The sequence below is a fragment of the Candidatus Rhabdochlamydia oedothoracis genome (assembly GCF_019453995.1).
Lineage (GTDB): Bacteria > Chlamydiota > Chlamydiia > Chlamydiales > Rhabdochlamydiaceae > Rhabdochlamydia > Rhabdochlamydia oedothoracis.
The window spans coordinates 865,779-879,894 of the sequence record NZ_CP075587.1; the positions used below are offsets into that span (position 1 = coordinate 865,779).

Genomic DNA, 14,116 nt, shown 5'->3' on the forward strand with positions numbered 1-14,116 from the left:
TATGTTCTTTTTTGTGCACTTCGAGGTTGAAAGGACCACTGCTTATAAAAATAAACGGATAAAAAAAGATGTACATGAAGACACTATTGCTTTTAGCTTGCCATGTTTTGATTTTGAGCTCTAGAGCTATATGGAGCTCTGACTTTAGGGTTACAAATAATGCAGATAGTGGGACTGGGAGTTTTAGGCAATCAATCATTGATTTAAATGCTTTAGGAAGTTCACAACCCAGCACGGTTACATTTGAGCCAGGTCTTGGCAGGATTCAGCTTTTTAGCGATCTGCCCGCAATTGAAGTAGAGGGGGAATTTACCACATCTACTAGAGACTCTTTAGTCATCGATGGAAGCAAAAATCAATACCTTATATTCAGTGCATTAAGTAAACCTTTTAAAGTTAATGTTGCTCCTTCTTCTTCTTTGACTTTATCAGGAATCCTGGATTCAGGATCTCTGATAAGATCAGGTAAGGGAGAGCTCATCTTAGAAGGAAGTAATCGCTATACTGGAGGAACAGTAATCATTGGCGGTTTATTAGCTCTTTCTGGATCTGGAAGTTTAGCTCCTAATGGTAAAGTAGTAATCAGTTCTGGTGGGATACTTAATATCAGTGCTATTGAATCTGATTCTCAAACGATCAGCGATTTAAGTGGATCTGGAGGGGAAATTGTTTTAGGAGCAAAGACATTAATCATGGAAGAGAGACTTCCTACAGAATATGGAGGGGTTATTAGTGGAACAGGCTCTATTGTCAAGCAGGGATTAGCCAAGCTTACACTAACAGAGAGTAATACTTACACTGGAAGAACAACAATTGATACGGGAATACTAGCCCTTTCTGGATCTGGAAGTTTAGCTCCTACTAGTAAAGTGATAACTCATGCAGGAGCTATATTTGATATAAGTTCTATAGCAGCTTCATCTCAAGCTATAGGTAGTTTAAGCGGATCTGGAGGAGAAATTGTATTAGGAGAAAAAACATTAATCATAGGAGGAATGCTCTCTACCGTATATAGAGGAGTTATTAGTGGAACAGGTTCTGTTGTTAAGCAGGGACCTCAAATGTTCATCTTAATGGGAGAAAACACCTATACGGGTGGAACCATAATCAGTGGAGGGGTTTTACAAGGAAATACAACCAGTCTACAAGGGGACATCGTAAATGATTCTTCTCTTATTTTTGATCAAATGAGTTTGGGTGAATACGCCGGGGTGATTTCAGGATCTGGTATTCTAACCAAACAAAATATGGGATTGCTTATCTTAAGTAATGCAAATACCTATACTGGTGGAACCATAGTCAGTGGAGGGGTTTTACAAGGAAATACAATCAGTCTACAAGGGGACATCGTAAATGATTCTTCTCTTATTTTTGATCAAATGAGTTTGGGTGAATACGCCGGGGTGATTTCAGGAACAGGAGCTGTAATCAAGAAAAATGTAGGAACGCTTATCTTAAGTAACGCAAATACCTATACTGGAGGAACTACAGTCATTGAAGGGAGTTTACAGGGAAATACAACGAGTCTACAAGGAGATATTGTAAATGATGCGTTGGTTGTATTTGATCAAGTTGGTACGGGAACATATAATGGAATGCTCGCAGGAACAGGAACTGTAATTAAACAAAATACAGGAACACTTATCTTAAAAGGTAGCAATCACACCGGAAGCACAAGGATTAAAGCAGGGAGATTAGCTCTATCAGGAAGATTGCTTTCTATGGGATCTGTCGATATTCATGCAGGAGTCTTTGATATTAGTTCTATTTCAGCCACATCACAAACTATTCGTAATTTAAGCGGTATAGGGGGAGAAGTTGTCTTAGGGACAAAAACGCTTATAGCAGGATCGCTTGATGATACAATTTACGAAGGAGTGATTAGTGGAGCTGGCTCTTTTACTAAACAAGGATTAGGAACTCTTACATTTAGTGGAATACATACTTATACGGGAGCAACAAACATCTCTTCTGGGCGAATTGCACTTTCTGGTAATGGTTCTTTAGCAATAGATAACCTGGTTATTCTCAGTGGATCAGATAGCATTTTTGACATCACAGAAGCTAATGGAGCACGTAGTATTGGAAGCATTGATGGGGTTGAGGGCAGTCAAGTTTTATTAGGGGCTAATGCATTAACCGTTGGAGATTCTAATCAAACAACTTATGCAGGAATTATTAGTGGAACAGGCGCCTTTATTAAACAAGGCTCCGGAAGACTCATCTTAACAGGACCCAACACGTATTCTGGAGGAACTTTGGTTAGTGCTGGATTTCTACAAGGAAGTACAAATAGCCTGCAAGGAAATATTCTAAATAATGCTTCTATAGTGTTCGATCAAGCGCATACAGGAACATATGATGGGGTTCTTTCAGGAGATGGAGCTCTTAATAAACAAAATACAGGAACGGTTATTTTCACAGGAGCTAATACGTATTCTGGAGGAACAATGATCACTTTGGGGACATTAGCTCTTTCAGGATTGGGAACTATATTGCCTACTGGGACTGTTATAATCAATGTAGGAAACTTTGATATTAGCGATATCACTGCTTCATCGCAAACCATTGGCGAGCTAATTGGAGGAGGAACTATTTTTTTAGGAGAAAAAACGCTGATTACCGCAACTAAAAATAACACAAGTTACGTAGGAATCATTAATGGGACAGGGTCCTTTATTAAACAGGGTAGTGGGGTATTGACTTTGAGTGGAACTAATACCTATTCCGGAGGGACAACGATCAATGCTGGGACACTAGCTCTTTCAGGATCAGGAAAACTCTCTTCTACAGGATCTGTTACTATTCATGCAGGAGGCTTTGACATAAGTAACATTGCAGATTCATTTCAAAACATAGGTGATTTAAGCGGTAGTGGAGGAGAGATTATTTTAGGAGATAAAACACTAATTCAAGAAGCTTTTAATCATACAAGCTATGCAGGATTAATCAGAGGTTCTGGTGCTCTTATAAAACAGGGTTTGGGAACTCTTGTTCTAACAGGTGATAACGACTACTCCGGGGGAACTACAGTGAATGATGGGGTTCTGCAAGGAAATACAAATAGTTTGCAAGGAAATATTCTAAATAATGCTTCTCTAGTATTCGATCAAGCGCATACAGGAACATATAATGGGGTTCTCTCAGGAGCTGGATCTATTGATAAACGAGATACAGGAACAGTTATTTTTACAGGAACTAATACCTATTCTGGAGGGACAATGATCAATGCTGGGACACTAGCTCTTTCAGGATCAGGAAAACTCTCTTCTATAGGAGCTGTTACCATCAATGAAGGAGCTTTTGATATTAGTGGAATTGCAGCAGAATCTCAACCAATAGGAGACTTAACTGGAGTCGGCTTTGTTAATTTAGGAAACAAAAATCTCATTGAGGGCACTGCTAATCATACCACCTATTCCGGGGTCATTCAGGGAGGAGCTAATGGTAGATTTACTAAACAAGGCAGTGGCATACTCACTCTAACAGGAATCAATACTTATTCTGGAGGAACAATCATTAATGAGGGAACGCTAGCTCTTGTAGGTTCTGGTACTTTAAACCCCGCAGGAGATGTTATCGTCAATGCAGGGGTTTTTCATATTAGTGATATTACTGCTGCATCTCAAACAATAGGTAGCTTAAGTGGAACGGGAGGTATTGTTGAGTTAGGAACGAAAAATCTCATTGAAGGCACAGTAAATGATAGCACTTACTCAGGAGTCATTCAGGGGAGCGGATCTCTTATTAAACAAAATACTGGAACACTTACTCTAACTGGAGTTAATACCTATTCTGGAGGAACAATCATTAATGGAGGAACTCTTGCTCTTTCAGCTCTTGGGGCTTTACATTCTGCAGGAAATGTTACTATCAATGAAGGAGTTTTTGATATTAGTGATATTACAGCAGAGTTTCACACCATAGGAGATTTAACTGGAGCCGGCTCTGTTAACTTAGGATCTAAAATACTGATTACTGGAGCTAGCTCTGTTGACTTAGGATCTAAAATGCTGAGTAAAGGAATAGCTAATCACACCATTTATCATGGAGTTATTCATGGAGAGGATGATGGCGTGTTTATCAAGCAAGGCATTGGTACTTTGAAATTAACAGGATCGAGTATTCACACAGGACATACGCTAGTCGCTGAAGGCATTCTTCATATTCATGGGAAATTAAGAAGCACTGTTAACGTGTTGCCTAATGCCTCTTTAATGGGCAATGGAACAGTTGGCCATTTAATAAATATGGGGGATGTTTCGCCAGGAGAGTCCATTGGAACAATCGAAATCACTGGGGATTTTAAACAATCTACTGGGGGGCGATTGAGTATAGAGATAGCTCCCGATGGAGCAACTGATTTGCTTCAAATTACAGAGACCGCAACCCTAGACGGAGCATTGCGGGTCATTCCTGAAGCTGGGGTTTATCTAGAGGGAACAACCTATACCTTTCTTAGCGCAGGATCAGTTACAGGACAATTTAGCAGTACTTTTAGTACTCGGCGTCTTGATTACGCCATCAACTATTTTCCTACACAAGCCCAACTCTTAATTCTTGCCTCCTCTTTAATTATTCCTGCTAGACCAGATGGTAATGCAGGAGCTGTAGTAGATTACCTATTCTGTTCTTCTTTTGATTTTGCTAATCTTGACCTTGATGCAGTTGCAAAAGCCCTGCTTATTCTTCCCGCAGATCAGTATGCACAAGCCTTGAATAGACTAACCCCCTCTCAATTTGGAGCCTTTGCCTTAAACGAGTTGGAAAATAATTTTAGTCTAGCAAACACCTTCTTTGTAACAGGAGCAAACCAAAGATCCTGTTGTTATGCAACCTGTGAATCTACTAATATTTGGATCAACCCGCTAGGGCTTGTCTATTCGCAAAAAAATCGCCTTCAACTAGGTCAGGAAGCCATAGGATTTACCAATCACACTTATGGAATAGCAGCTGGGATAGATCATCTATTGAGTAATGATTGGACATTAGGTTTTGGTCTTGGTTATTCCTACTCTCATTTACACTGGAAACATCAAGCCGGAAAAGCTAGAGCTGATTCTGGGTATTTAGGTCCTTACATAGGATATGATTGTGGAAGTTTTTATTTTGGCCTTCTTGTACTAGGAGCAGGTAATTTTTATGATGTAGATCGAAAAATTGTATTTCCAGGGATATCTCGCGTAGCGAGTAGCCATCCCAATACTTGGGATCTTTCCGAAGTTATCTTAGCAGGTTTTAAACTAGAACCCTTTTATCACTTCTTTGTGCAACCAGAGTTTCTATTAGATCAGTTGAATATCTTTCAAGAAAGATTTCAAGAAAGCGGAGCTGGTTCGATTGATTTAGCTGTAAAAAGAAAACATACCTCCTTTCTACGCTCGTTAGTCAACCTAAAATTTACCAAAGAATGGGTTTGCTGCAATATGTGTTTAGCTTCTAGCGTCAACGTAGGTTGGCTGAGAACAACTCCTTTAACAGGAAGACATTACACCGCTAGTTTTCGAAAAGAAACCTTCTGCTCTCCTAATTTTTCCGTGACTAGCTTTAACCAAGTAATAGATCAAGCTCTTGTAGGTGGACAACTCCTCCTCTCTTCTCAAGGTGGTTTTAGTGTATTTTTAGGTTATGATGGCAGGTTTGGGAATGGTTCTAAGGTGAATGAGATAAATCTAGCTCTGGATTGGAGGTTTTAAGATCATTTGCAGCTCTGGATGTATTTTAAGAGCCTGTTTAAAATCTTTTCAGTAAGGCATATAGAAGCATTTTCACTACATAAAAACCATTTGTTCGTTGTAAAAAGTGTTTTAGCAGATGGAGGATATTCTGGAGAAAGATTTGCAAAGAGTGTGCAGGAAATATTAGGATGTATATTAGAAATAGCCAAAAGAAATGCACTTCATACTTTTACAGTTATTCCCAAAAGATGGGTTGTAGAGCATTCTTTTGCGTGGATAGAAAAATGTCGCAGGCTATGGAAAAATTGCGAAAGAAAACTACATACAAGCCTGAGTATGGTGGTTCTCGCTTTTATTGCTCTACTTTTGAAAAGATTTTAAACAGGCTCTTAGAACACAAGTTAAAGCATCCAAAAGACTATTCTGAACGGAATAGGCTTTGTGTAATTTTGGGCTATGATGAGGGAATCTCAACAAAAAATCTTGCTAAAACACTCCGGATAAGCCCTATCAATGTTCAGGAATACCTCAGAGAATATGATTCCGAAAATAAAACTGGAAGTAGCCCTCGAGGCGGTAGCAAATCAAAGCTTTCACAAGACCAAACAGAGTCTCTACTAAAACACCTACAGGAAAAGACCTATAAATGAAAGCTTTAAAATAAGGGGTTATGCAAGAAATCTAATGTATATCACGGCTTCTAAGAGCCAACTCATTTGTCGTCTTTACCTATTTCTTAGGTTTTCTCCTATGGCTTACCGTTTAAGTCTTGTCTATTACACATGATTTCCAAGTAACTCACCTTACGCACATACAGAGGGAAAAAGTGGCTTGATAAGCAGCGCGGTCCTCTATAGAGAGTACATAAGGTGAGCATGTAATATTTGTCCCATAATGTTTCCTTTGACGCTAAATGTTTATAGTATACACCATTATACTTTGGGACTAAACATGTAGCCTATTTCAGGTAATTATACAATTTGCAGTTTTCAAACTCTGCATATCTTTCTTTTGCTCTATAAAAAGGTTAATATAAATTAATGTGTTATTTAAATACAATTATATTAAAATAAATAATATAAAAATACCTCACTTAATAAGTAATAGTAATACTTAAAAACAAAGGTTAATTATGCAAGAGTTTGAAAAGGCCTCTTTAAATGACCTTCTTCATGAAGAAATATCCGAACACATTATACTAGAAACGATAAATAATGCTCAGCACGGATGTTCTCCTGAGCTATTACAGCAAATACTTCCCTCCATGTACCTTATGGATACACACATAAAATTTATGGTGCTTAAGTTTAAGGAAAATAACCTACTTGATGAAGAGTTGACGGATCTATTGTGTTCTGGGCTTGACCAATTTATTACAGCTCAACAACAAAATAGTATTACTCAAAAAAAGAGAGAAAACCTAGAAAAAACTCTAAATTTAACACAAGAAAAAATAAAAAGCCTCCTGTTCATTAAGCAACTTGAACCAGAAATAGCCAAGATTTTTCTCTATATACTCTTACTCAAGAAGGCTTATTTAAAAACGATAAGCACTAATTAGTGCTCTGCAAGAATAGTAAAATAATTTATAACAAGGAGTCATTATGACTATAAATCGTAGTGGAAACCATTCACCTGAAGGCCACGCTAGAATTAATTTAGATGAATTATTCAATAGTTCTTCGATGAATCCACAAACTGCACTTGCATATGCAAAGGTACAAATGATTAGCAATCTTACTAAAAGTATGTGAGATTCTTGGTTCAGCAAGAAACTTATCCAACCTTGCAGCAATAAAAGCAGGATTTGCTAGTGCAGATGAAACTGCAACGGCAGGCTCAATATTTTGCTTAGTTAAATCTTAATTTAAAAACAAACGAGTTCTCTAATTGCACACAAGGGGAATATAAATTCTCTTAATTCTTCATAAGCTCTCCGAGCCGATATTTTGCTTGCAAAATAAAAGGCGTTTTTTAAGATCTTAGGACAGCAAAGTTTAATGCGGGAGATAAGTCCAGGGTTCTCTGCGGAGTCTTTTTGAAGAAAACTATTTTAGATTCTTCGCTCCATTATGCTATCCGAAATGAAATGGGCAAGACAATGTATATTACGGCTTCTAAGAGCCAACTCATTTGTCGTCTTTACCTATTTCTTCGGTTTTCTCCTGCAAAAAATTTTAGTCACTTTTCCTAATGTTTTTATTTCTAAAAAAATGCGTTTTTAAGCTGCCTTTGGCTCACCGTAAATAAATTCTTTTTGTTCAATCAGCATCTTATGCATAATTACGGATAACTTTCTACCTACTGCTAAGGCGGCTTTCTTCATTCCTTTTTTTCTCATGATTTTTAATCCCCAAGCTTTTAGCTTGCTCCATTTCTTACTTCGTGTCAGCATTACTATTCCGGCTTCAACTAATAGAGATCTAAGTTCACTGGATCCACATTTTGAAATTCTTCCCTGTCTTTGCACCTCTCCGGAGGCATACTGTTTAGGCGTCATACCAAGATAGGCTCCTACTGATTTAGAATCGTTAAAACGAGTGGGATCAAAAATTTCTGTTTTATAGGTTAATGCTGTTACAGGTCCTACGCCAGGGATTGTCATAAGCCGTTGTACTTCTTTATCTTGACTGACCAGCTTAAGCATTTCTTTATCCAGTTTTTCTACTTCCTCAACTACCTTATCAAAGGTATTTAATAGAGAGGTTATGCTCAGAACAATACTTTTTTCCTGTTTTTCTATCTGCTTTACAACCACAGACGAAAATCTTTTGGATCCCACAGATCCCAATCGTATTCCGTAACTTTTAAGCAAGCCCCTTACAGTATTTTTTAACTGCGTTTGCTGTTTAATTAGCGCTCTTCTGGAAACTAACAAAATGCTTTTTTCTACTGAATCTTGGGGCTTACAGTGTACTCGTGTATACATACCTGATCGAAGGGCTTCTGCGATTCCTCGTGCATCATTTTTGTCTGTCTTATTTATTTTCAAAGCAAGAATCGTACTCAGCTTCCTTGCATCCATACATAGGGGATCTATAGCTCTTTTTCTAAATCCTGTGACTAGGTAATGAGATAAACATCCACTTTCAAAGCCAACAACGATTTCTTGAAAATCTCTTTTGGAAAAATAATCTGCTAGTAAATCAGGATCTGTTTTTTCTGAACCTTCATGGACAATCTTACCTTGTTCATTTAATACACAGATAAAAGTTCTTTTCATTGATACATCTAATCCAATATAATGCTTCATAGGTTGCTCCTCATTTTTTTTGCTCTTTAATGAGCGGTTTTGAGATTTGAAAAAATCTCGTTTATATTGGAGAGTTTAACCTACTCCGTTTAAGGAGCAACCCCTTCTTTGTGTGCAATTATGGCATGTATATAAAAGCTTTCTCTTGAATATCCTATGTATATAAAAGCTTTCTCTTGAATATCCTATGTGCTTACATGCTTGGGACACGTTCCCAAGGGCTTGAGCTAGTTTTAAAAGGCCTAGTTTATTTTTTATCACTTTTCTCTCTATTGCTATATTCATAAATTACCACTTTGCTATTTGCTTATGCAACTACGGCATCACGCCGCAGTTGCATAAGCTGTTTTTCTTTGCTATTTACCACTAAGTGTCAATTTAAGTCTTGTCTATTACATTTAAAACTAGCTCAAGCCCTTGGGAACGTGTCCCAAGCATGTAAGCACATGGGATATTCAAGAGAAAGCTTTTATACATACAAAGAGCTTTATGAAAAAGGCGGAGAAGCCGCATTACAAGAAATCTCTAGAGAGACTAAAGGCGTTAGAAGCAAAAGCAGCTCAAGATCACTTGATCTTTACAGAAGATCAATTAAGAGCGCTTGAAAAAGCTAAGAGCCTGTTTAAAATCTTTTTAAAAGTGAGGATATTCTGGAGAAAGATTTGCAAAGAGTGCACAGGAAATATTAGAATATACTAGTGCCGATTCAAACGGCTAGCTTAATGGGATTTAAGTCAACGACTTGAAACTTGTCGTTTATCCTACATTTCAAAATATCTGTTATTTTCGGTATCTCTTCTAAGAAGAATCCTCTAATTGCCTGAAAAAAAGTCACCGACGTTTCGTAATATCGATTGTATACCTTCTTTTCCTTTAAGATCTTCCACAAGCGTTCAATAGGATTCAAATTCGGCGAATAAGGAGGGAGATAGTGCACTTTAATCCTAGAAGACATCAGAAACTCTTCTAGTTTCTTATTTTTGTTTGATCTTGCATTATCCAAAATTACATGAATAATTCGAGCCTCTGTCTGTTTTTCTAGCTTCTTGAAAAAATCGAGCATTGCATCGGCATCAACTGTCTTATATTCCTCTGTAAAAATCTTCATTCCTGTCAGGCAAAGAGCTCCAGCAAAATGCAATCGCAATTGTTTCCCGGATGTCTGCAAAGTCTTTTGAACGCCTTTTTTGATCCATCCACATACGGCTTGGGACTGATGTTCAGGATGCACAGCATCTATGAAATAGATCTCTTCATCAGGGTTTAAGGTCTCCTTTAAAGCCCTATATTGTTCTATGAAAATTCGTTGTTTTTCAGGATCTAATTTCCCAGGAATCTTTTTAGGACGTTTATAAACAAATCCGTGCTGTATGAGCCAATCTGTCATGCCACTTCGGGAATATTTTATCCCCTATTGCTCATGCACATAAGCTATGATCCCTTTGACTTTAAGATAGGTCTTTTCATGTAGGTGTTTTAGTAGAGACTCTTTTTGGTCTTGTGAAAGTTTTGATTTGCTACCGCCTCGAGGGCTACTTCCAGTTTTATTTTCGGAATCATATTCTCTGAGGTATTTCTGAACAGTGATAGGGCTTATCCGGAGTGTTTTAGCAAGATTTTTTGTTGAGATACCCTCATCATAGCCCAAAATTACACAAAGCCTATTCCGTTCAGAATAGTCTTTTGGATGCTTTAACTTGTGTTCTAAGTCAGCTCTCTGGCTAGGGATCAGTTTTTTCATACTCAATAGCTTAACACAAAACAAAATATTTTTCTATACGATTGAATCGGAACCACTATATATAGTAGAAATAGCAAAAAGAAATGCACTTCATACTTTTACAGTCATTTCTAGAAGATGGATTGTAAAGCGTTCTTTTGCGTGGATGGAAAAATTGAGAAAGAAAACTACATACAAGCCTGATATATGGTGGTTCTAGCTTTTATTGATCTACTTTTGAAAAGATTTTAAACAGGCTCTAAGAGAGTGCCTATTCCTAGCTTATTGCATGCCAATATTAAATTTATAGAGCAAGCTGCAGGATTCTTTGCAGTAATATGAAAAAGCTCCATCATGGGGAAAATCAGCTACACCTACTACAGAAGTTCCTATGCTTAAGATTGCTAAATCTTTAACTGTAAAGCGCTTTCTTATTCGAGATAGAATAGTTGTAGAGGTTGGTTCTGTTAAATTTTGATATGCAATATTTGTTGGACCCACTTCTATTGACATAACTTTTCTCTCTTGTTTTTTAGAAGCAAAAGTATAATCGAATAAATCATTAAAGATTATTTAATTCTGTAGTTGGTCTAATTTTTCTATGGTTTCCTCAAGTTTTTTTTCCGCTTGGGAAAGGTTATCTTTTAACGTACTTACAAGAGAAGCAGGTGCCTTTTCAAGAAAATTTGCATTAGCAAGTTGAGCTCGAAGCTTATTTTGTTGTTGGATGAGTTTTTCCTTTTCTTTAACCAAACGGATTTTTTCTCTAATTTTTAGTTCTTGCGGCAGGGGAATCTGTAATTTTAAGGAACCAATAAGGGTTTCTGAACTAAAGAGGAGATTCTGAGTTTCTTCTGTAAAGGTAATCGATTGGATACGGATAAGTGCTTTTAAAAAACCAGAATTTTTCTCTAAAGCAGCTCTTTGTTCATCTTGAGATGGTGCTTGAACAAATAGATCAATAGCCATATTTGGTGGCATTTGCATTTCAGCTCGAATAGCACGGATAGCATGAGTTACTTGGTCTAAGAAGGTAAATGTTTCTTCCACGTCAGGACGAATATCTTCTAGAATAGCTTGCGGGTAATTTGATACGATACAAGCTGAACTATTAATGGCTGCTAGCGCTTCTTGAGTGTAAGGATCTGTTTGATTTTCTATTCGAGAATCCAATTTTTGCTTGATTTTATCAAAGAGCTCTTCTGTTACAAAAGGTGCTATAGGATGCAGTAGACGAATAGAACTAAATAAAACCAAAGAGAGGATTTTTTGTTTATTTTCTCTGTTAGCGTTTACAGGATCTGTTAAGATAGGTTTAACCAATTCTACATAATAAGCACAGAATTGATTCCAGAAAAAATCATAAGCTGTAGAAAGCGCTTTATCAAAAGCATATTCTTTTAAATAGCTATTTACGCTTTGGATTGTACGGTTTAGCAAGGAAAAAATCCAACGATCCTCTAGAGTAAGGATAGACAGGTCAAGTCCTGTAGCGAAATTATCTGCACTTAAGTCCTTAATATTCATAAATACAAAACGAGCGCCATTCCAAATTTTATTCACAAAATTTTTAAATTCTTCAAATCTACGCCGATCTAAATCAATTTGACGCGCTTGTGTAGCGCTTGCGCAAAGACCCATACGCATCGCATCTGTTCCATAGAAATCGATAACTTCTAAAGGGTCGATGATGTTTCCTTTGGATTTAGACATCTTTTCCCATTTGGAATGAATCTCTGAAGGGGGTGTTTGCCCAAGTTCAAAGGGATGTTTTTCTGCATGCGTTAAATAAGCAATAGAGCCGTTTTCTTGATGACGCCAATAAGATTTTCCATAGATAAGTCCATGTAAAAAAACTTCAGGAAAAGGTGGCTGATTAAAAACATATTCTCCCATTAGGATCATCCGTGCTACCCAAAAAAATAAAATATCATGGCCTGTAATGAGAGTAGAGTTAGGATAGAACTTTTTTAACTCTTGTGTTTGATGAGGCCAACCAAGTGTACTAAAAGGCCAAATGGCTGAAGAAAACCAGGTGTCGAGTACATCTTCATCTTGGTACCAATGATCAGGGTTTTTTTGCACTTCAAGCGGTAGGCTAATGCCATCAAACACCAGAATCTGATCAGGATTGTTTTTATTGTACCAAATGGGAATCCGATGACCCCACCAAAGTTGACGGGAGATACACCAATCCCTTAAATGATCAATCCAATGAAAATAGGTATTTTCCCAATGAGGTGGAATCAAGGATACTTTTTTGTCTTCAACCAATTGGCGCAGGCGGTCTTTAAATTGACTAACTCGAACAAACCATTGCTTGGAAAGATAAGGCTCAATAATCGCTTTTGAGCGATAAGAAATTCCTATGCGATGGTTGTGGGGCTCAATCCTATTGATAAGGTTTCTTTTCTGTAGGGCATCTACTATAGCTACCCGTGCCTCTTGCATAGTTAAACCTGAGAATTCCTGACCTTGCTCATTAATCCGACCATCAGGGGTCATGATATTGATACTATCGAGTTTATGTGTTTGTCCCATTTGGTAGTCATTCAAGTCGTGCGCAGGGGTTACTTTAACAACACCTGTTCCAAAAGAGGGGTCGATAAGACGATCTGCTATAATGGGAATACTTCTTTTTACAAAAGGAACAATAACTCTTTTACCAACTAGGTGTTTATAACGCTCATCGCAAACAGATACTGCAAGAGCAGTATCGCCAAGCATTGTTTCAGGACGGGTTGTTGCAACTGTAATGAGTTTCTCTGGAGCATCTTCAAAGCAATAGTTAATATACCAGAGGAAAGAACTTTTTTCTTCATACTCTACTTCATCATCAGCTAACGCTGTTTGTGAAATAGGATCCCAATTAACTAGATAATCTCCGCGGTAAATCAAACCATCGTCAAACATTTTTTTAAACAAGGTGCAAACAGCTAAGTTGCGCTCTTTATCCATAGTAAAACAAAGACGAGACCAATCACAGGAGCAACCTAATTTCTTTAGTTGATTTAAAATTTGATTTTCACTTCTTTCTTTCCATTGCCAGATCTCTTGGAAAAATTCTTCTCTTGTAAAATCTTTACGTTTCTTCCCTTCTGTTGCTAGTAAACGGCGCTCTACAACGGTTTGTGTAGCAATTCCCGCATGATCGGTTCCTGGAACCCATAATGTTTCATAGCCCGACATTCTCTTCCAACGAATCAAGACATCTTGCAGAGTGTTCACAAGAGCATGCCCCATATGCAGCACACCGGTTACATTGGGCGGAGGCATACAAATACAAAAAGCGGGCTTTATAGAGGCCGGATCTACTTTAAAAAATTGTTTTTCTTCCCAAAAGAGATACCACTTCTTTTCGACTTCTTGAGGCTCATAACTTTTAGATAACGTCATAGATAACAAGAGGTTTTACATAAACAAGCCAGGATAGCATGTAAGGAGAGAAAATTTCAACGTATTCCC

8 protein-coding genes and 4 pseudogenes are annotated in these 14,116 nt (G+C 37.6%); 6 read left to right on the forward strand and 6 right to left on the reverse strand.

Translation table 11 applies throughout. The features are described 5' to 3' along the window. Positions 1 to 74 precede the first annotated feature (74 nt). From RHABOEDO_RS04855 to RHABOEDO_RS04870, 4 genes and pseudogenes are all read left to right on the forward strand, one after another. Positions 75 to 5,696: an autotransporter-associated beta strand repeat-containing protein gene (locus RHABOEDO_RS04855; protein ID WP_215216955.1), complete on the forward strand. Its 5,622-nt coding sequence runs from the start codon at positions 75 to 77 to the stop codon at positions 5,694 to 5,696. 90 nt (positions 5,697 to 5,786) lie between these two features. After that, positions 5,787 to 6,059, forward strand: a pseudogene (locus tag RHABOEDO_RS04860) (transposase); the annotation flags it as partial. Beyond that, the gene (locus RHABOEDO_RS04865) at positions 5,963 to 6,328 is read left to right on the forward strand and encodes a helix-turn-helix domain-containing protein (protein WP_220017832.1); all 366 of its coding nucleotides are present in this window, start codon (positions 5,963 to 5,965) and stop codon (positions 6,326 to 6,328) included. The pseudogene RHABOEDO_RS04860 and the gene RHABOEDO_RS04865, both read left to right, overlap by 97 nt. Before the next feature lie 482 nt (positions 6,329 to 6,810). Continuing rightward, entirely contained in the window at positions 6,811 to 7,239 is a 429-nt protein-coding gene (locus RHABOEDO_RS04870) for a hypothetical protein (RefSeq protein ID WP_220017833.1), read from the forward strand. A gap of 660 nt (positions 7,240 to 7,899) precedes the next feature. Here RHABOEDO_RS04870 and RHABOEDO_RS04875 read toward each other — a convergent pair. Both RHABOEDO_RS04875 and RHABOEDO_RS10780 read right to left on the reverse strand, forming a co-directional pair. Further along, the gene (locus tag RHABOEDO_RS04875; RefSeq protein WP_220017406.1) at positions 7,900 to 8,931 is read right to left on the reverse strand and encodes an IS110 family RNA-guided transposase; all 1,032 of its coding nucleotides are present in this window, start codon (positions 8,929 to 8,931) and stop codon (positions 7,900 to 7,902) included. Between the two features lie 162 nt (positions 8,932 to 9,093). Beyond that, positions 9,094 to 9,216: pseudogene (locus RHABOEDO_RS10780) on the reverse strand (IS481 family transposase); the annotation flags it as partial. A 68-nt stretch (positions 9,217 to 9,284) separates the two neighbouring features. On the opposite strand from RHABOEDO_RS10780, the pseudogene RHABOEDO_RS11730 reads away from it, so the two are divergent. Next, positions 9,285 to 9,464, forward strand: a pseudogene (locus RHABOEDO_RS11730) (helix-turn-helix domain-containing protein); the annotation flags it as partial. A gap of 173 nt (positions 9,465 to 9,637) precedes the next feature. Here the strand turns inward: RHABOEDO_RS11730 and RHABOEDO_RS04890 are convergent. Both RHABOEDO_RS04890 and RHABOEDO_RS04895 read right to left on the reverse strand, forming a co-directional pair. Continuing rightward, the gene (locus RHABOEDO_RS04890) at positions 9,638 to 10,339 is read right to left on the reverse strand and encodes an IS630 family transposase (RefSeq protein WP_281069571.1); all 702 of its coding nucleotides are present in this window, start codon (positions 10,337 to 10,339) and stop codon (positions 9,638 to 9,640) included. 3 nt (positions 10,340 to 10,342) lie between these two features. Continuing rightward, positions 10,343 to 10,672 (reverse strand): helix-turn-helix domain-containing protein, encoded by a 330-nt coding sequence (locus tag RHABOEDO_RS04895; protein ID WP_220017836.1) that lies wholly within the window; start codon positions 10,670 to 10,672, stop codon positions 10,343 to 10,345. 64 nt (positions 10,673 to 10,736) lie between these two features. On the opposite strand from RHABOEDO_RS04895, the pseudogene RHABOEDO_RS11735 reads away from it, so the two are divergent. Continuing rightward, a pseudogene (locus RHABOEDO_RS11735) lies at positions 10,737 to 10,835 on the forward strand (IS5/IS1182 family transposase); the annotation flags it as partial. Positions 10,836 to 10,933: 98 nt separating this feature from the next. Here the strand turns inward: RHABOEDO_RS11735 and RHABOEDO_RS04900 are convergent. Then, positions 10,934 to 11,164, reverse strand: coding sequence for a hypothetical protein (locus RHABOEDO_RS04900; protein WP_215217640.1), 231 nt, complete (start codon positions 11,162 to 11,164; stop codon positions 10,934 to 10,936). A 60-nt stretch (positions 11,165 to 11,224) separates the two neighbouring features. Further along, positions 11,225 to 14,047: a valine--tRNA ligase gene (locus tag RHABOEDO_RS04905; protein ID WP_215217639.1), complete on the reverse strand. Its 2,823-nt coding sequence runs from the start codon at positions 14,045 to 14,047 to the stop codon at positions 11,225 to 11,227. Between the last annotated feature and the right edge of the window lie 69 nt (positions 14,048 to 14,116).

What these genes read in the sequence shown, in the direction of transcription:
- RHABOEDO_RS04870 (WP_220017833.1), top strand. Translation starts at nt 6,811, where the DNA reads ATGCAAGAGTTTGAAAAGGCCTCTTTAAATGACCTTCTTCATGAAGAA.
- RHABOEDO_RS04875 (WP_220017406.1), bottom strand. Translation starts at nt 8,931, where the DNA reads ATGAAGCATTATATTGGATTAGATGTATCAATGAAAAGAACTTTTATC.
- RHABOEDO_RS04895 (WP_220017836.1), bottom strand. Translation starts at nt 10,672, where the DNA reads ATGAAAAAACTGATCCCTAGCCAGAGAGCTGACTTAGAACACAAGTTA.
- RHABOEDO_RS04855 (WP_215216955.1), top strand. Translation starts at nt 75, where the DNA reads ATGAAGACACTATTGCTTTTAGCTTGCCATGTTTTGATTTTGAGCTCT.
- RHABOEDO_RS04900 (WP_215217640.1), bottom strand. Translation starts at nt 11,164, where the DNA reads ATGTCAATAGAAGTGGGTCCAACAAATATTGCATATCAAAATTTAACA.
- RHABOEDO_RS04905 (WP_215217639.1), bottom strand. Translation starts at nt 14,047, where the DNA reads ATGACGTTATCTAAAAGTTATGAGCCTCAAGAAGTCGAAAAGAAGTGG.
- RHABOEDO_RS04865 (WP_220017832.1), top strand. Translation starts at nt 5,963, where the DNA reads ATGTCGCAGGCTATGGAAAAATTGCGAAAGAAAACTACATACAAGCCT.